Raw genomic sequence first — 17724 nt, 5'->3', positions numbered from 1 at the left:
TTGTTATAGCTATAGAATGCACAAGGGGCTGATGAATCATCAGCCCCTTTTCTTTTGGTTTAGAATATTATCTATAGCAGCTAATCTACTTATAACGAATGCCGCGCTCAGCTTCTGGGTCTTCCATGGTTTTGAAACGCTTGTGTAGCCACATCCACTGCTCTGGTGCGCGTAAGATAATCTTCTCAAGATAGCTATTCATGTAAGCGGCAGCCGCTTTCTCATCTTTTGGCGGGTAGTTATCTTCGATGGACTCATCGGCCATGATTTCATATTTGCCGTTGTCGTTTCTAAAGCCAGAACCTGGAACAATCGCGCATCGGCTAGTGTAAGCCAGAATACTAGTACCAGTCGTCGTACACGCATCAGGCACGGCGAAGAAAGGCACAAACACTGACTTATTACGGCCGTAATCATGATCAGGAAGGTAGAAAAGGATCTCACCCTGACGCAAGATTCGGATCATGCGCTTCACATCTTTACGGTGAATTAGGCGGTTGCCGTTTTGGGTACGACCGCGGTATTGAATGAACTCATAAGCAGGGTTGTTGTGTGGACGATACACGCCTAGGCCAGGAATACCGAGCACAGCCATTGCTCGTGCGGTGATCTCCAAGTTCAAGGCATGCACACAGCAGAGAAGAACACCTTTACCATTGTCTTTGTGCGTACGCAGCATTTGGGTGTCTTTATCTACTAAGATTCGCTTAAAGCGCCATGTTGGCCAAAACCAAGTAATGCCGGTTTCAATCAGCGCCATACCCGTATTCTTAAAGTTCTCACTCACCATAGCCGCAACTTCATCTGCTGGCTTATCTGGGAAAGCGAGTTCTAAATTGCGAGTGGCGACTGCGACGCGTTTTTTGCCATAACGAGCGCCCAAAGTGCCCAATGAACGGCCTAATAGCAATAATAGGCGGTAAGGTAGAACGTTAACGATAAGTGCCAACAACCCAAAGCCGAACCATACACCCCAATATTTTGGGTGAAGCAGTGCCAGCGTAAAAGGCGGCTTAGTAATAACGTGTTGTGCAGTGCTGCTTGTCGGAGAAGTTTTCGTCATAACCATCACTTAAAGTTGGATTGCTACTTAATCTGAGCGCTGAGTAGTGCCCAATAAGCATCGAAGTTTTCTGTTGGTTGATATTTGAAGTCAGAACGTACGAATCGATTCAAGCTGCCTTCAACTTGGCCGAGCAATTGTGCCGCTAAGATTTTCTCGTCAACTGGGAATGATTTCCCTTCACGAAGCTTTCTTTCTCGCAGAATTTGGCGAAGTTGAGTCTCAATGCGTTCGAACAGTTGATTGATGCGGTCACGTAGGCGCTCGTTTTCAAACATTAGAGCATGGCCAGATAAAATTCGAGTCAGGCCTGGGTTACGTTCTGAGAAAACTAAGATCAGTTGCAGTACTAGGCGTATGCGCTCTAGTGTGTCTTTCTCTTCATCCAGAATGCGGTTGATTCGAGACATCAAGGCTTCTTCAATAAACTCGATAAGGCCTTCAAACATGCGAGCTTTGCTAGGGAAGTGGCGGTAAAGTGCTGCTTCAGAAACGCCAACTTGCTTGGCTAATTTTACCGTCGTGATACGAGAAGCACCTTCGGTCGATTCCAACATTTGTGCGAGAGCTTGTAGGATTTCTTCACGACGGTTTGATTTTCGAGTACCAGCCATCTATTTACTTCCTTTCCTAAAGATGAGGATTGAGTGAAGAAGGATTATAAACACCATTCAATTCTGTTTCCTAGTTTTGTAAGCCCTAGGTCAACAGAATCGAGAGGTGTCAGCAGATTGTCAGCTCAAAATTGTCTATTTATCCGACAATATTGCTCTAATCAGTGAGTTAGTGATGCTTTTCTAGCAGTTGTTGGATCTGCTCAAGGATCTGGAATCCGAGCGCACCTTTGCTATCTAATGGCAGAGACTTATCGCCACCTTTCCAATAAAGATGTAATTCGTTACTACTACTATTGAAGCCTTGGCCTTCGACAGATACATCATTAGCGCAAATCATATCGAGGTTCTTCCGCTCTAGCTTACCACGAGCATATTTCTCAACGTCTTGCGTTTCAGCCGCAAACCCTACTGTAAATGGGCGGCCTTCAGTCATTGCCGCGACAGAAGCGACGATATCTGGGTTTTTCACCATGTGAATCGTCATGTCATCTTTACCATCTACTTTTTTAAGTTTCTGGTCTGCAATGGTTTCAGGGCGGTAATCGGCAACGGCGGCGCAGCTGATGAAAACATCGTGTTGGATGGCGTGAGCAGTAACGGCATCAAACATCTGTTGAGCACTATCGACATCGACGCGAGTCACTTTTTCTGGAGTAGCGAGTGACACAGGACCGCTCACTAAAGTGACCGTTGCGCCTTGTCTAGCTGCGGCTTCAGCTAACGCGTAGCCCATTTTGCCTGAGCTGTGGTTTGTGATGTAACGTACAGGGTCAATGGCTTCACGAGTTGGCCCAGCAGTAATAAGTACAGAGCGGCCAGCAAGTGGTTTAGGTTGGAAGAAGTCTTCACAGCGGTGCACAAGCTGCATTGGCTCTAACATGCGGCCCATGCCTACATCACCACACGCTTGTTCGCCAGCCGCTGGCCCCCAAATCTCACAACCACGATGTTTTAGCGTCGCGATGTTCTCTTGAGTGGCAGGGTGGCTATACATTTGTTGGTTCATTGCCGGTGATACCGCAACTGGTGCATCGGTCGCTAAAACCAAAGTGGTCAGTAGGTCATTACCCATGCCCGCAGTCATGCGTGCAATAAGATCGGCAGTCGCTGGTGCTAACAATACTAAATCAGCCCATTTTGCGAGTTCGATGTGACCCATTGAAGCTTCAGCTGCAGGATCAAGCAAACTATCAGACACTGGCCTTCCCGAGACCGCTTGCATGGTCAGTGGAGTGATGAACTCCTTAGCTGCGTTGGTCATTACGACCTGCACTTGTGCGCCACGCTCAACCAAGCGTCGAGTCAGCTCGGCACATTTGTAAGCAGCGATACCACCACTAATACCAAGAAGAATTTTTTTCCCTGCTAGGCCTTGTTGGTCAGCGTTACTCAGTGGATTAACCTGTGTTTGCATGATTCTGTTCCTTAACTTTTCTGCGACTTACGATATCAGAACAAAGGATGAGTGCCTAGAAGCAGAACTTGAACAGACTTGACGCTCATCAAATTGGCGTTATCAAACTTATCAATTACACGCTTTTGTTAGTGGCTCGTCTGACTTTATCTCTATTAAAGGATCTCTGGATACACGATAGTTACGCTGATGGGTTATGTTCATAAGCAATGGATTTACTCTTCTATGCCGATAAATAAAATGCCCGCAGAGTCGATGCCAAGAGAGAAACTGCTTACTCGAGGGCCGGGTTCTTTGAGTGATGCAGAGTTGCTAGCCATCTTTCTGCGAACTGGCACACAAGGAATGAACGTTCTAGAGCTGGCAGACAAACTACTCAAGGACTTCGGTTCACTCAGGCACCTTTTCTCAGCAACACAAGCTGAGTTCTGTGCTCATAAGGGGATGGGACAAGCGAAGTATGTTCAATTGCAGGCTGTATTAGAGATGACGCAGCGTTATCTCGCAGAGACCTTATCTCGAGGTGATGCACTGACCAGCCCGAGTCATACTAAGCTTTATCTTTCGAGTATGCTGCGCGACCGCCAGAGAGAAGCCTTCTATATATTGTTTCTTGATAATCAAAATAGGGTAATAAAGGATGAAGTGATGTTTGAGGGGACGATTGATGCTGCATCGGTTTACCCCAGAGAGGTCGTTAAACGGGCGCTTCACCATAATGCAGCCGCACTTATTCTGGCGCATAACCACCCCTCGGGTATTGCAGAGCCAAGCCAAGCAGACAGACGAATAACCCGTCGATTGACTGATGCCTTAGCGCTGGTGGACATTCGAATTCTCGACCATTTTGTGGTCGGAGACGGCGAAGTTGTCTCTTTTGCTGAGCGCGGATGGATTTGAATCACATTTTAGGTTGTTAACTACGTTAAATCTGCTATCATTCCGCCCACATTTTTAGACCTAAAATCAGCTCTGATTACTCAAGCAAGCTGCGCTGCACAAAAAAAGATCACGAAATCCGCAAAAAGGATCTGTTCGGGTCTTGAGCAATGCGTGTCAAGTTAGTATAATGCGCGACCTTTGATAGCCTTGTATGGATTTTCCATAACGGTTTTTACCTTCTATTTTAATTGATAGAGAGGTTCGGCCACCAAGGTTGATATCGAGCTGAAACGATTGGAGAAGACATTCATGTCCCGAGTATGCCAAGTAACTGGTAAGCGTCCAGTAACGGGTAACAACCGTTCACACGCACGCAATGCTACTAAGCGCCGTTTTCTGCCGAACCTACAAACTCATCGTTTCTGGGTAGAGAGCGAAAAACGTTTTGTTAAACTACGTCTAACTGCTAAAGGCATGCGTATCATTGATAAGAAAGGCATCGATGCTGTTCTTGTTGATATTCGTGCACGTGGCGAAAACGTTTAAGAGGAATTAAGCAATGGCTAAAGGCATTCGTGAGAAAATTCGTCTAGTATCTTCTGCAGGTACTGGTCACTTCTACACAACTGATAAGAACAAGCGTAACATGCCAGGCAAATTTGAGATCAAAAAGTTTGATCCAGTAGTTCGCCAACACGTTATGTACAAAGAAGCGAAAATCAAGTAATTGATGCTTTTTTGGCTCTTCTTCAGTAGAAGAAAGAATTGAAAAACCCAGCTTAATCGCTGGGTTTTTTTATACCTAAAATTTGATGCCTCCACGTATCTTTTAGTCTTTATAAGGATCTAGCCAGTACAAATAGCAACATAGAAAGTATCGCCACTTTCACGATATACTGAAGACTCAATAGGTTAGATGGCAGAATCAGATGAGATATCGTGGACGTAGGTGGAACAACATACTCATGTTAAGCGTGATCGCTTTTATTGGGGTGCTCAACCTTCCTACTTTGATCAAAGCGTATCTTATCGAGCCAGAACCTGAGCTGCAGGTTAGTAGCCCTTATCCCTATCTATTAAACCCTAGAGCTGAGCTGCAAGCGTTGCACTTTGCTAAGTGGTCATTAGTACTCGAAGATGGTCAGTGGGGCTATCAATTAAAAAGTCCCGTTCCAGCCCAAAGCATTAGTGCTCAAGAACGCGCTCAGCGTTGGCAGCAGCTTGTTGGTACCGAGGTAGACTCACAAACCTATACTGACCTTGCCTCTCAGCTCAGCACTCCGCATACCATAGAAGTGTGGTATCAAGACCAAGAAGAGCCGCAACGCATTACTTATTATCAGCTGCCTGAGTTTTGGTTGTTAAAAAACTGGAATGATCAGTGGTTAGCGGTGTCTATTGAAGAGAGCTACCTGTTTCCAAGTCTTAGCCAAGACAATCCCTCAACATCGGACGATTAGATTATGCCTGAGTTACCCGAAGTCGAAGTAAGCCGCATGGGGATCTCGCCTCATTTAGTCGGCGAGACTATTAAGACACTGACCTTTCGCACGCCAAAGCTACGTTGGGATATTCCACAAGAGCTTAAAAAGCTAGAAGGGCAGGTGATTCGTGCGATCTCACGTCGTGCTAAGTACCTGTTGATTGAAACTGATACAGGTACTGCTATCGTTCATCTTGGAATGTCTGGATCACTGCGCGTATTAGATGCCGATTTCCCGGCGGCAAAGCACGATCACGTGGATCTCAAGCTCACTAACGGCAAGGTACTGCGCTATAACGATCCGCGTCGTTTTGGCGCTTGGTTATGGTCGGCGCCTGATGAAGTTCACTCTGTGTTGCTTGGCTCTGGTCCTGAGCCGTTAACGGATGACTTTAACGCTGACTATATCGCAGAAAAGGCAGAAAAGCGTAAAGTTGCGGTCAAGCAGTTCATCATGGACAACAAAGTGGTGGTCGGTGTCGGGAATATCTACGCTAATGAAGCTTTGTTCTCTGCAAAAATCCACCCGTTACGATCAGCAAACAAGGTCACTAAAGCTGAATGGATCTTGTTAACCGATGAGATCAAACAAGTCCTCGCAACGGCTATCAAGCAAGGTGGCACGACACTGAAAGATTTCTCTCAGGCGGACGGTAAACCAGGCTACTTCGCACAAGAGTTGCAAGTATATGGTAAAGCAGGTGAAAAGTGCCCAAGTTGCGAAGCGCTGATTCAAGAGCTAAAAATCGGACAACGCAATACGTTTTATTGCGAAGAGTGCCAAGTCTAGAAAATCTGAACTCGTGTTCACTTTTTATTGCTAGTCGATAGGCTAGCGAGTAGCTACAATTGTACTAATTATATGAATTGAGAATAGTAGAATGAAATATTTAGTAACTGGCGTTGCTGGTTTTATTGGCTCTGCAGTGTCAGAGCGACTATGTGCGGCAGGACATGAGGTTATTGGTATCGATAACCTAAATGACTACTACGAAGTCTCTCTGAAACATGAACGCCTTAAGCGTATCGAACATGAAAACCTTACTTTTATCGAGCTTGATCTCGCTGATAGAGAGGGTATCGCTGAGCTTTTCGCACAGCAAAAATTTGACCGTGTTATCCACTTAGCGGCGCAAGCTGGCGTTCGTTACTCAATCGATAATCCAATGGCTTATGCTGACAGCAACCTTGTTGGCCATTTAGCTATTTTGGAAGGTTGCCGTCACAACAAGGTTGAACACCTAGTTTATGCTTCATCAAGCTCGGTATATGGCTTGAACCAGAAAATGCCATTCCACACGGCAGACAGTGTTGACCACCCGATTTCATTGTACGCAGCGACTAAGAAGTCGAATGAGCTGATGGCACATACCTATTCTCATCTATACGATGTACCAACAACAGGTCTACGCTTCTTTACGGTGTACGGTCCTTGGAGCCGCCCAGATATGGCGATGTTTAAGTTTGCGAACTTAATCGTAGCGGGTAAAGAGATCGATATTTACAACAACGGCGACATGATGCGCGACTTCACTTATATCGATGATATCGTTGAAGGCATTATTCGTGTACAAGAGCGAGTTCCAGCAAAACAGCCAGATTGGACAGTAGAGCAAGGATCACCAGCAACTAGCTCTGCACCATACCGAGTGTTCAACATTGGTCATGGTAGCCCTGTTAAATTGATGGATTACATCGAAGCGCTGGAAACGGCTTTAGGTATCGAAGCGAAGAAGAACTTCATGCCAATGCAGCCCGGCGATGTATACGCAACTTATGCCGATACTGAGGATCTGTTTGAAGCTGTAGGCTACAAGCCACAAGTAAAAATCCAAGAAGGCGCCAAAGCATTCGCGGATTGGTACAAAGCTTACTACTCACTGTAAACTCTAATCGCAGTCATAAAAAATAGCGCTCCATGAGCGCTATTTTTGTTTTTGAATACAGGATTGTTTCACTGTTTTCAGTTTGATTTCATCTGCCACTTTCTGTGGCACAAACTGACTTATGTCTCCTCCATGTATCGCGACTTCACGAACAATAGTCGAAGATAGGAAAGCATACTCTTCCGAAGGGGTTAGGAACACGCTTTCCAGGCCGGGTAGGAGCCTTCGGTACATATTGGTTAAGCCGAACTCATATTCAAAGTCTACCGTAGTACGCAAGCCACGGATGAGTATGTTAGCTTGTTCTTGTTTAGCAAAATCAACCATTAAGCCAGAGAAACCTTTGACTATAACATTAGGCATATCTGCAGTGACATCTGTCACTAGGTTTACACGCTCTTCTAAGGTAAACAAAGTGTTTTTACTTGGACTTGCAGCTACCGCAATAATGATCTCATCAAACATCTTCGTTGCACGCTCAATGAGGTCAAGATGTCCGTTAGTTATAGGATCAAAAGTACCTGGGTAAATAACTTTCTTCTTCATTGAGTTACTCTTTTCTTAGGTTTGCGTATAGTTCTTCATAACGTTGAGCTGTGTACTCAATACGGAAAGTCTTGAGTTTTAGCTTTGCGCCATGGAGGATTGACGTGCGAAGTCGCTCGTTATTTTTTGTATCTAGAATAGCTTGGGCTAGTTGATCTGAATTCCCGGGCTCAATTAATAAACCTGACTTCTCATGGTCAATAATGTCTGGAATACCGCCGGCGTTACTGGCTGCTACTGGCAACCCTGCGTCAAGAGCCTCGAGAATCACTGAGCCAAGTCCTTCTGAATATGACGGGTGAACAAGCATATCCGCAGCTGCGAACCAGTCACCCATTTGCTCTTGTTTTCCGACGAAACTAATATTGTCTAATCCGTGAGCCTTTTTCTCTAACTCAGATCGGATTTTCCCATCACCAAGCAAGGCAAAATGGATACTTGGGTCCTGTTTAGAGAGAGTTCTGGCTGCCTCTACTGTTACATCGAAGCCCTTGTGGTCAAGCATATTTGCGGCATGGATGACTAAATAGTCACCTGTAAACTGCTGGCGGATTCTAGATATATTCTGTTCATTGCTGGGGTAACGTACAGGAGAGCTAGGGATACATTCCACCAGTTTATTCGGATATACAGATTTAATTCGCGATACAATCTCCCGGCTCAGTCCAACAAGAGCATCTGCTTTCTCGTACGCTAAGTTAGAAAGCCATTTCTTCTTGAGCGAGTTGTCGATTCGGCGTGTGATTATATAAGGGATATTGAAGAGTAAATGTTGAATCAGAGCCCAATAAATAGCACGACCTTCATGAACATGGATAACCTGACAGCCTTGAGTAATTGAACGTTGATGTTTGAATAGATAATGCTTGGTTAAAATACAGTTGCACCCTAGCTCTTGCACTGCTTTAGCGAAAGGGCTTTTCGGGTTAGCGACAACCGTTAGTTCATATCCCAGGTTAAGCTGCTGTTTTATGAGCTGAAGTGTTTGATTCTCGCCTCCATGGTACCCTGAAGCTAGATTAACGTGACATATTTTCATAGTAGTTATTACTCAACTCTCTTCTTCTTCATGTAATCTCGTAGCCATAGGTCCGCATAGCGTGTAAATGTTGTATTAGCGCTAAGTAGGGCTAGTAACAACCCATGTCTTCCATCAAGAAAACCGCGTTTGATAATATACATTTTGAAAAATCGGAAAAAACCATGACTGATTGCACTACTCAGTGATACCGATTTTTTTCCTTCTCGTTGATCTGCCCAAGCTTCCATATAGTGTTGAGTCTTTCGGACGTAATTCGGCATAGAGTCAATTGTATAGTGAAATAGGTCGCCGTCTAATTGCTTTACTTTAAAACCCTCTGGCACAATCACTGATTCATGCACTAGGACGTCATTATATTGTGTGGCTAGCCTTGGGTAGAGGCGAGTGACTCGGTCAGGGTACCACCCTGAGTGCCGAATAAATTTACCAAAAGCTTCAGTTAAGCGGTTAATTTTATATACTGATTTACCATCGTCCGTTTTTATTGCATGAAGAATAGATGCTTTAAGTTCAGGAGATACCTCTTCATCAGAATCTAGTGGTAGAACCCAGTCACTGCTCATCAAACTTTGCGCTTTTTGTCGCTGAGGACCAAAACCAAGCCAGTCTTGGTGATAGACAGAATCGGTATATTTTCTTGCGATATTCAGGGTACCGTCAGTACTGCCTGAGTCCAAAATCACGATTTCATCCACCCAGCTTGAAACGGAAGACAAGGTTTTTTCCAGGTGTTGTTCTGCATTTTTGACGATCATAAGAACGCCGATACTCACATGAGTTGTCATATCAGTTTTCGCTCAACTTACGTTTTTGTTTAAGGTGCTATCTAGCTTTTCCTTTACTGATTCAAAAGTAATAGCTTCCATAAGTGTATCACCTTTGGCTCGAGTTCCCCATGAAGCTGATTTAGATTGATTTTTAATATGGCTATCGTAGGAAGTTACAACTAGGTTGAGGCTATTATATGGCCCTGTTCGTTCAGGGTTACTATGTGCGTAAAGCCCAATTACTGGTGTACCCTGTGTTGTTGCCATATGAGCAGGGCCGGAGTCAGGGGCTACTACGATACGAGCTTTAGCGAGGACTGCGATAAGTTGCTTGAGATTTGTTTTGCCTATTAAATTGTTAACAGGTGATGCGCATAAAGCTTCAATCTTTTGTCCCAATAACATCTCTCTCTCTGACGGAGAACCGCATAGAGTAATACTTAAACCTTTTCTATGAGCGTAGTCGATTAGCTGAACATACCTATCTGTCAACCAGTTACGTTCATCCTTACTCGCAGAAGGGCATATTACCAATGTATTGTTGGGTATATTCTTTTTTGCAAAATCTAATTCTTGCTGTTTCAAAGGAATATCCCATTGCGGTTTATCAAACGGGACACCGATATAGCGTGCGAATTCTGCAAAGTTGTCTAGAACATGGAAAGCACTAGTGTTTGGTAAGTGTTTGTTAGTGAAGAAGTATTGCCCTTCTCTAGTTCGATTGCGACTAAATCCTACTTTATATCTAGCTTTTATACCGAGAGAAAGTACGCTAGCTCTAAGAGCAGCTTGCATATGTAAAAGGCAATCAAAGCGGGTATTTGACAATTCCTTCCAAACATTTCGCATTCCAGCAAAGCCCTGCTGTTTGTCGAACACGACTACTTTTAAATTTGGTAGATCTTGAATGAGTTGAGCTTCCACTTTGCCTGTGACCCAAGTAATTTCAGTAGTAGGCCAGTGCTGCTGGATAGCTTGTATTACCGAGATAGCATGACAAACGTCTCCAATTGCTGAAAGACGGAGCACACATAATTTTTTTGGGGCAGAAGAAAATAGAGCCATAAGGGACTTCAATCAGAAACGACTAATACGAATTATGCAGATACGGAGAATAAATGTAAAATATTCAGGTTATTTAGTCAGTATCTTTAATTGGTGATTTATAAAATGATTAAACAATATCTGCTAGAAAATCAGGTTATATGGTTCGAGAGTCGACTGATTGATGAAGCATCACCGCAATTGTTTGATCCTGACTTTTGGAAGGAGCACGATAAAGTCATCGGTAGTGCTCAAGGCAGAGGCACGACTTGGTTTGTTAATTTAGGCAATATTCATGCTGCTCTGCGTCATTATCGCCGCGGTGGCTTGTTTGGAAGGTTGGTAGAAGATCGTTATCGCTTTTCTAATTGGAACAAAACTCGTTGTTACGAAGAAATGATGATCTTGGATAGGCTTCATAGAGCCAATGTCAATGTGCCTAGACCATTAGCCGCCAGCGCTGTGAAAACTGGTTGGACTTATCAAGCCGATATTTTAGTTGAAAAAATCCCAGGAGCTAAAGATTTGGTCGCTATCCTTAAAGACAAGGAGTTAACAAAGGAACTTTATCAAGGTATTGGAAAGATGATAGCCAAAATGCATCAAGAACAAGTTAACCACACCGACCTCAATATCCATAATATTCTATTGGATCAATCGAATTCCGTGTGGATTATTGACTTTGATAAGTGCCGTGTAGAGCCTGGTGATAAATGGAAAACTGATAATCTTGCGCGTTTATTACGGTCTTATAGAAAAGAAAAAAAGAACTTAGGAATTCATTGGCGAGAGGATGAATGGCAACACCTACTTGAGGGCTACCATTCTATTGAACATTAACGTTGCAGTAGATGTTGATCTATAGCGGCCAAAGAGCGGGTGGCATAGTCGGTATCGTCATAGGTCGCTGATTTAGCGGCAGCTTTGACTAGGCCTTCGAAAAGATTGTTGTCGTCTGCTAATCGAAGTATGCGTTCTGAAAACCAATCTACATCTACAGAAGGGTTTATCCAGTCTTTAAATTCTTCACTTAATATCTCGTGAGCCCCAACGTTTTGAGTTGTAATGACAGGGGTGCCCATAGCCAGAGCTTCAGCTACAACCATTCCAAACTCTTCGAATTTTGCAGGGTAGACAAAAATATCCAACGAGCTTAACCAAAAATTAGGTTTAGAGTTACTTGGTTTGTAGCGGAACTGTTTGAGAGATAGAGCTGGATGCTGACTTAACTCTTTTGGGATTCTTTTGGCACCTAGAACAAAAAATGCGATGTCGTCTCTTTCTGTTGCTACCTTTTGGCAAATGTCCAAAAACTCCTTTAATCCACGCTTCTCAAAGTGTCCAGAGGTGATGAAGCCAATAACTTTTGAGTACTCACCTAAACCAAGAGCTTGTTTGGCCTTATGCTGATGTTGTGCTTTGACTGTTGGGTTAAATTTTTGGTGATTGTAACCAGGGTGGATAACAGATATTCGAGATTTCTCTATTCCGAGGTTGACCATTACATTTTTTGCGCATTGTGAGGGAGTAAACACATGGTTTTCACTCCGTCTAAGCCATCCCGTGAAGCTATTTTCATCATGTACAATATTCGTTAATGGAACATTGTGGATAAAAGTCAGATCAGCATTCCTGAGACTACCTTCATGATCAATGATAGCAGTGTTTTGTGACTCATTAATTATTAACTTATCGTTGACCACCTTTGCTTTTTTTGCCGGTTGAAAGTGCTTAAACCAAAGGGATCCCCAGCCTTTTTGGCAAGTTAATTCAAAGGCTCTACCTAATTTTCTCAATTTCTTTGCTTGCATGACAATGAGCTGGCCTGCACCGCTAGAGGTAAATATTTTTCTTCTGTAAATTACTAGTTTCATCAATCAAACCTCTATCATGCCAATTGTTTTTTTGAGAGCCCCTTGATTCTGCTTTACTACACTTAGTGCGTTGGTTCCCATCTGAACACTCTTAGCTGGAGAATCAATTAAACCGAGTATATGGAGACTAAGCTCATCGTGTGATTTTATAACTTGGAGCGCTTCAACTTGTATAAGTTGCTGTGCAATATCTGAAAAATTAAAATAACTTGGACCTGTTAGACAAGGCTTTTTTAGTGCAGCAGGCTCAATGAAATTATGACCTCCGACTTTGCCACCCAGTAAACTTCCCCCCATAAAACAAATATCACTTGAGGAAATCAGAGTCATCATCTCTCCCATAGTATCTGCTAAGTAGACGTTTGTATTATTACTATAGAGTTTATCGTTTGTTCTTCTTGTTACATTCATTCCTGAATTCTTGCAAAGCGACTCTACGTCATTGAACCTTTCTGGGTGACGAGGAACTAGAACTAAAAGAGCATTCGGTTTCTTTTCTAAAATCAATTGATGCGCAGCAAGGATAATTTCATCTTCACCCTTGTGAGTGCTAGCTGCAATCCATACTGGACGATCTTTCCCTAGTTGCTTACGCAAAGAGTTACCTTCATCAACTATTTTCTGTGATACATCGATATCAAATTTAATCGAGCCAGTTACATTAATTTGCTCTTTTTGAATACCGAGCCTTATAAATCGGTCCGCATCACTTTGGTACTGGCAAAGTAACGCTGTGATATTTTTTGATAGCAAATTAAAAACACATTGGAATCTTCGATACCTTAGGCAGGAGCGCTCGGAAAGGCGAGCATTGATTACAATAATTGGAATATCAAGCTTCGCCACTTGATGTAGCGTGTTTGGCCACAGCTCAGTTTCAATGATTATCATTTTCGAAGGCTGCACGGATTTTAGAAAGCCGCTTATGCACCAGGGGAAATCTATGGGCATGTAGCGGTGTGTGACTAAATCGCCGAGTTTATCTATTTGCGCAGCACCAGTACTCGTTGTTGTGGTAACTACAATCTCACGTTGTGGGTTAAGAGCTTTTAGCTCTCGGATGATCGGAGTCGCTGCGATAGATTCGCCTACTGATACGGCGTGGATCCAAATAGGATCGACTCCATCGGCTTTTGGAGTCAGCCCCCAATGTTCTTTCCAGCGAGACCCAAATTTGGGCTTTCCAGGCTTGTTCTTGTACAGGGAAAGCAATAGGAAAGGTGCAACTAACGCTAGTAGGAGCGTATAGATAAAGCGAATCGCCATAATTACGAGTTTACTTTGGAAGTTGTGATAATCGTTTCTAGCCTTTGTTTACTCAGCTCTTGAATTGCATGATTAACTTTTTCTGGCTTTAGCTCAGTCAAGCATTTTAAATGCTCATAGGGGCATTCACGCTTGAAACAAGGACGGCATTCTATTTCAGTATGTACAACGGTGCTGCGTTTCGCTAATGGTGGAGTATAACTGGGTGAAGTAGAGCCGTAGACACCTACAACATCACAGCCGGCAGCACAAGCGACATGCATTAACCCTGAGTCATTACTGACTACAGTCTGACAGCATGCTAATAGATCAACGGCCTCGATTAAGCTTGTTTTTCCCGCTAGGTCGAAGACATACTCTCTTAATGGCTCGGGGATGTGTGAAATGATTTTCTGAGTCGTAGCACTGTCTTTTGCTGAACCAAATAACCAAACTTGTGCCCCTTTCTTTATTTGAGCGGATGCAACTTCTGCATAATGCGCTGTTGGCCATTGTTTTGCTGGGCCAAACTCAGCTCCAGGGCATAGACCTACAGTTGGGCGTTTAGTTTTTAAGTTAAACTTTTCGACAGCCAGCTTCTGTGATTTTTTGTCTATATAGAGATTAGGTTTGGGTAGCTTTTCTAGTCCGCCAAGTGCTTCCGAGCCCGTCATTTTTTCTTTTGGGTAGGCTAGTGCAGCATAGCGTTCAGTCATGAATTGGAAGGACTTTTTGTTTGGTCTAATATCATTCAAAAGACCGAAGCGCATCTCTCCTTTCCACCCTGTTCTGACAGGAATTTTGGCAAACCATGGAATTAAGGCCGATTTTGCTGAGTTGGGTAGTACGTAGGCCTCATCGTATTTTCCTTGCAAAGATTTCCCAAGGGAACGGCGCTCTGAGAATTTGAAATCGCCATGACCAAAAGGTAAAGACAGAGCTTTATTTACTTCGGGCATACGCTCTAGTATTGGCCGACACCACGCTGGAGCCATCACATCTATGATAGCATCAGGTTTTTGTTGTTTGAGAGTGCTATAAAGGCATTGAGACATGACCATATCTCCAACCCAAGATGGGCCAATAACTAAAATTCGTTTCATCGATGTGCTACTTCTTATTCTTTGATTGATACTATTTTTGCTCTAAAAACTCGTAGTATTCATCAGGAACACCACAAAAGATAACCTCGTTGCGGTCTATTAAGTGGTAATGGATATTCTTGTTTCTCTGAATCAAATAGTTATAAAGAGGAGCCACATAGAGTTCTCCCTTATCCCATTGCTCTGCAGGCAAAGATAGATAGTGAAGGTAACTATCACGATAGTCTTTCAGTGACGAAAACTGGTATAGCCCTGTGCAGCACAAATCAGAAATACGTCTTTTTTCTGCGGTTTCAATGACCTTGGTAGTTTTACTGGATACAGGGCGAGCATAAGACCAATTATCCCCTTCACCTGAAAAAACCTCTAGATAGCCATCCCATTGATCCATCGAAGCCGGATAGTTAAAGCCGGGTCTAAAAGTATCAATATTAAAAATGGTGATAGGTTCATGATCATTACAGTGTTGACTTCCTAAATATACTGTCTCTGCTTGGCCCCTCGTTTCCTCGTTCAAAATCTTAATTTCATAAGACACTATACCTAGAGAGGTTGCCTGCTGAGCCACAAACTGAGGAGTGTCCTGAACATCACGAACAATAAATAGGAAATGCTCGGAAGAGAAGTAGTCTTTAAAACTGTTGATTGCGTGAGCGAATAATGTACAACCATGTGCTTCAAGCATGTATTTAGGCTGCTTAAAACCAGCTTTAAAGAAACGAGAACTCAGCCCCGCCATTGGAATTATGATCATTTCTTGTTCTCTAGCATTAGATAATAGAGTCTGTAGGCGTTAGCCATCAGAGCGTCTTGTCGTTCTGGATCATCACTATGTAATGGAAGCATAGATAAAAACAGTTGAATTTGCATTGCATACAATGCTGATTCTGACAAAGCGCAGTGTTTAGTTAATGCATCAATAAACATCTGTTGGATACTGGTTAAATGTTCGGTATCAGCAAGAGAAAAGTTTATTCGATAGTCATGTGTATCAACTTGATAATAGCCAGCGATGATCCAATCGTATAATCCGATAACAGAATGACATATTTTTGCTATGTCATATTGGATGTGTCCATAAATGCTTTGGATATTACTCGAGGTAATTCCTCTCGGATCTATTACTTTGATTCGATCTTTTCGGAAATCGTAAAGTATATTGCTAAAACAAAAGTCGCCATGCATTAAGCTTGGTTGTTGGCCTTTTGGTATATCATCCAGAGTGGCTTCATAAAGTGCTTTTAAACTCAAAGAGGCTTTGCCGTTAAAACGCCACGGAAGCTCCCAATCGTAGCTTCTATCTTGACAAAACTCTTGCAGCCGTTGTTCTGTTTTACCAGAAAATAGACTATCTAAGGAGTCAGTTGCCGCCTCAAGGGGGGCTTTTTCCTTCTGACATGCAGATAGAAAAGAAAGCATCTGATCTAAGATCTGCTTCCAAGTCATCTCCGGGAGGTGAGCGAATACAAATAGTTCATTCAGAGCGATGTTGTATAAATATTCAAGGCGATAAGCAGTTCGTTTATCGACTTTTTTTTCTCCCAGGTACTGTGGTGCAAAGTGTTTTAGCGAGCTCGGAAGTGTCTTGAACCAGTTAGACTCAGCTGCAATTTTTTTATCTTTTGCGCTACTTTTTTCAATCCAATCAGCAGTAATCGTGAGTTCGTTAAACGCTCGCTGTGTTGTGTAGAGGGCTTTAGAACGGTAATAGGTATTGATATGACCGAAGTCTAACCAATCATCACACTGGCAGGTTTGGATACCATTGATATCATGATAAAGGCTTAGCGCTTGTAAAAAGTTCCAATGTGTTTGGCTCAGGCAGCGAATTAAGGTCCTTGGTGAGGCAAAATTAAAGTAACCACTAACAACTTGGCTATGCACGCCAATGTTAGCGCCCTCGGTATCAAGCCATTCAGGTTTTCCTTCATCAACGGTTGCCCAATTGTATGTACTGTCCGTTTTGGATATTGACACAACATCTTGTGTACTCGGTGGAGTTATTAGAGTGTCACCATAGAGAATGCTTAAATCAGTATCAAAAGAATGCTCAATTAGAGCTAAAGCAGCCATCAAAGATTCACCCAATGATAGGTTGTCGGGAATTGGCAATAGGGTGACGTTATGTTCCTCTAACCACAGACGGTCAAATTCCTGTACCGGGTAAGATTTAGGTACAGATAAATAGATACTCTTTCCTTTCGGAACCTTTGCAACTTGATGTTGAAATAATCGTCGATTACCCAGAGGTAGAAAAGCGGGTGGAATCGAACCAAACTCGGCTCTTAGATCTTGACCAACATAGGCTGCAGACATAATTAAGAACAAGATTAGCGCTCCTCATCAAGTAGATTATAGATCTCATCTAACGACATTTTTCGAAACTCAGATGGACGAATTGCTTTGTCATCGATGTAGAAGCCCTCATGCCCACACCATGGCTTCCCAACTAAGATTTCATCATAAGGTACATCATGCTTATCTAGCCATTCAGTAATTATAGGTAAAGTATGAATGTTTATCTTACCTACATTCCCCTCGTAAGTACGCATATTTCTTGCTGTTGAAATCGTAATACTAAAGCCTTTAGCTCTATATTCTCGTAGGCGTGAGATAACCTCTAAATCTGGAGATACATTTCTATAATCAGAGGTGTCGGCAGTTGTTATGGTGCCGTCTAGGTCAACAATTAGTCTTTTCATCGTAGGCAAAGTACATGTTAGAGGAGAAGATATGTTAGCATTTAGGCGTATGTATT

At 43.0% G+C, this 17724-nt stretch carries 20 protein-coding genes; 7 read left to right on the top strand and 13 right to left on the bottom strand.

What is annotated here, in order from left to right; genetic code table 11:
• Positions 1–85 precede the first annotated feature (85 nt).
• The 3 genes from lpxL to coaBC all read right to left on the bottom strand — a co-directional run bounded on the left by lpxL (position 86) and on the right by coaBC (position 3094).
• Positions 86–1069 (bottom strand): LpxL/LpxP family Kdo(2)-lipid IV(A) lauroyl/palmitoleoyl acyltransferase, encoded by a 984-nt coding sequence (gene lpxL, locus L0991_12630; GenBank protein ID XGB62220.1) that lies wholly within the window; start codon positions 1067–1069, stop codon positions 86–88.
• Between the two features lie 17 nt (positions 1070–1086).
• Complete coding sequence (gene slmA / locus L0991_12625; GenBank protein ID XGB62219.1) at positions 1087–1677, bottom strand: nucleoid occlusion factor SlmA; 591 nt, start codon at positions 1675–1677, stop codon at positions 1087–1089.
• A 169-nt stretch (positions 1678–1846) separates the two neighbouring features.
• On the bottom strand, positions 1847–3094 hold the full coding sequence (gene coaBC, locus L0991_12620; protein XGB62218.1) for a bifunctional phosphopantothenoylcysteine decarboxylase/phosphopantothenate--cysteine ligase CoaBC: 1248 nt from the start codon (positions 3092–3094) through the stop codon (positions 1847–1849).
• 225 nt (positions 3095–3319) lie between these two features.
• Here coaBC and radC point away from each other — a divergent pair, with 225 nt between their 5' ends.
• The 6 genes from radC (at position 3320) to L0991_12590 (ending at position 7345) form a co-directional block, all read left to right on the top strand.
• The gene (gene radC / locus L0991_12615; GenBank protein ID XGB62217.1) at positions 3320–3994 is read left to right on the top strand and encodes a DNA repair protein RadC; all 675 of its coding nucleotides are present in this window, start codon (positions 3320–3322) and stop codon (positions 3992–3994) included.
• Between the two features lie 291 nt (positions 3995–4285).
• A complete protein-coding gene (gene rpmB / locus L0991_12610; protein ID XGB62216.1) occupies positions 4286–4522 on the top strand; it encodes a 50S ribosomal protein L28 in 237 nt (78 codons plus the stop codon).
• 13 nt (positions 4523–4535) lie between these two features.
• The gene (gene rpmG, locus L0991_12605; GenBank protein XGB62215.1) at positions 4536–4703 is read left to right on the top strand and encodes a 50S ribosomal protein L33; all 168 of its coding nucleotides are present in this window, start codon (positions 4536–4538) and stop codon (positions 4701–4703) included.
• Positions 4704–4905: 202 nt separating this feature from the next.
• Positions 4906–5436, top strand: coding sequence for a hypothetical protein (locus tag L0991_12600; GenBank protein XGB62214.1), 531 nt, complete (start codon positions 4906–4908; stop codon positions 5434–5436).
• A gap of 3 nt (positions 5437–5439) precedes the next feature.
• Positions 5440–6249, top strand: coding sequence for a bifunctional DNA-formamidopyrimidine glycosylase/DNA-(apurinic or apyrimidinic site) lyase (gene mutM, locus L0991_12595; protein ID XGB62213.1), 810 nt, complete (start codon positions 5440–5442; stop codon positions 6247–6249).
• Positions 6250–6340: 91 nt separating this feature from the next.
• Positions 6341–7345 (top strand): NAD-dependent epimerase, encoded by a 1005-nt coding sequence (locus L0991_12590; GenBank protein XGB62212.1) that lies wholly within the window; start codon positions 6341–6343, stop codon positions 7343–7345.
• 39 nt (positions 7346–7384) lie between these two features.
• On the opposite strand, the gene coaD is transcribed toward L0991_12590, so the two are convergent.
• Genes coaD through L0991_12570 form a run of 4 tightly spaced genes read right to left on the bottom strand, consistent with a single transcriptional unit; the run spans position 7385 to position 10765 of the window.
• Positions 7385–7891: a pantetheine-phosphate adenylyltransferase gene (gene coaD, locus L0991_12585; GenBank protein XGB62211.1), complete on the bottom strand. Its 507-nt coding sequence runs from the start codon at positions 7889–7891 to the stop codon at positions 7385–7387.
• Between the two features lie 4 nt (positions 7892–7895).
• A complete protein-coding gene (locus L0991_12580; GenBank protein ID XGB62210.1) occupies positions 7896–8930 on the bottom strand; it encodes a glycosyltransferase family 4 protein in 1035 nt (344 codons plus the stop codon).
• 8 nt (positions 8931–8938) lie between these two features.
• Positions 8939–9718: a glycosyltransferase family 2 protein gene (locus L0991_12575; protein XGB62209.1), complete on the bottom strand. Its 780-nt coding sequence runs from the start codon at positions 9716–9718 to the stop codon at positions 8939–8941.
• A 12-nt stretch (positions 9719–9730) separates the two neighbouring features.
• Positions 9731–10765 carry a glycosyltransferase family 9 protein gene (locus tag L0991_12570; GenBank protein XGB62208.1) on the bottom strand — a complete coding sequence of 345 codons (1035 nt, stop codon included), beginning with the start codon at positions 10763–10765 and terminating at the stop codon, positions 9731–9733.
• Positions 10766–10870: 105 nt separating this feature from the next.
• On the opposite strand from L0991_12570, the gene L0991_12565 reads away from it, so the two are divergent.
• A complete protein-coding gene (locus tag L0991_12565; protein XGB62207.1) occupies positions 10871–11584 on the top strand; it encodes a 3-deoxy-D-manno-octulosonic acid kinase in 714 nt (237 codons plus the stop codon).
• Here L0991_12565 and L0991_12560 read toward each other — a convergent pair.
• From L0991_12560 to L0991_12535, 6 genes are read right to left on the bottom strand one after another with little or no spacing between them, the layout of a single operon-like run.
• Positions 11581–12618, bottom strand: coding sequence for a glycosyltransferase family 4 protein (locus L0991_12560; GenBank protein ID XGB62206.1), 1038 nt, complete (start codon positions 12616–12618; stop codon positions 11581–11583). The two genes, L0991_12565 and L0991_12560, sit on opposite strands and share 4 nt — an antisense overlap.
• A gap of 3 nt (positions 12619–12621) precedes the next feature.
• Entirely contained in the window at positions 12622–13884 is a 1263-nt protein-coding gene (gene waaA / locus L0991_12555; GenBank protein ID XGB62205.1) for a lipid IV(A) 3-deoxy-D-manno-octulosonic acid transferase, read from the bottom strand.
• A gap of 2 nt (positions 13885–13886) precedes the next feature.
• Positions 13887–14966 (bottom strand): lipopolysaccharide heptosyltransferase II, encoded by a 1080-nt coding sequence (waaF, locus tag L0991_12550; protein XGB62204.1) that lies wholly within the window; start codon positions 14964–14966, stop codon positions 13887–13889.
• A 31-nt stretch (positions 14967–14997) separates the two neighbouring features.
• Positions 14998–15720, bottom strand: coding sequence for a glycosyltransferase family 2 protein (locus L0991_12545; GenBank protein XGB62203.1), 723 nt, complete (start codon positions 15718–15720; stop codon positions 14998–15000).
• Positions 15717–17294 (bottom strand): phosphotransferase, encoded by a 1578-nt coding sequence (locus L0991_12540; protein ID XGB62202.1) that lies wholly within the window; start codon positions 17292–17294, stop codon positions 15717–15719. The genes L0991_12545 and L0991_12540 overlap by 4 nt, the downstream gene beginning before the upstream one ends.
• Positions 17295–17296: 2 nt before the next feature.
• Entirely contained in the window at positions 17297–17668 is a 372-nt protein-coding gene (locus L0991_12535; GenBank protein ID XGB62201.1) for an HAD hydrolase family protein, read from the bottom strand.
• Positions 17669–17724: the final 56 nt, after the last annotated feature.

The sequence above is a fragment of the Vibrio chagasii genome, from assembly GCA_041879415.1.
In the GTDB taxonomy this organism is placed as follows: Bacteria; Pseudomonadota; Gammaproteobacteria; order Enterobacterales; family Vibrionaceae; genus Vibrio.
The sequence above is the reverse complement of the archived record's forward strand: the minus strand, read 5'-3'. Positions and strand labels throughout refer to the sequence as shown.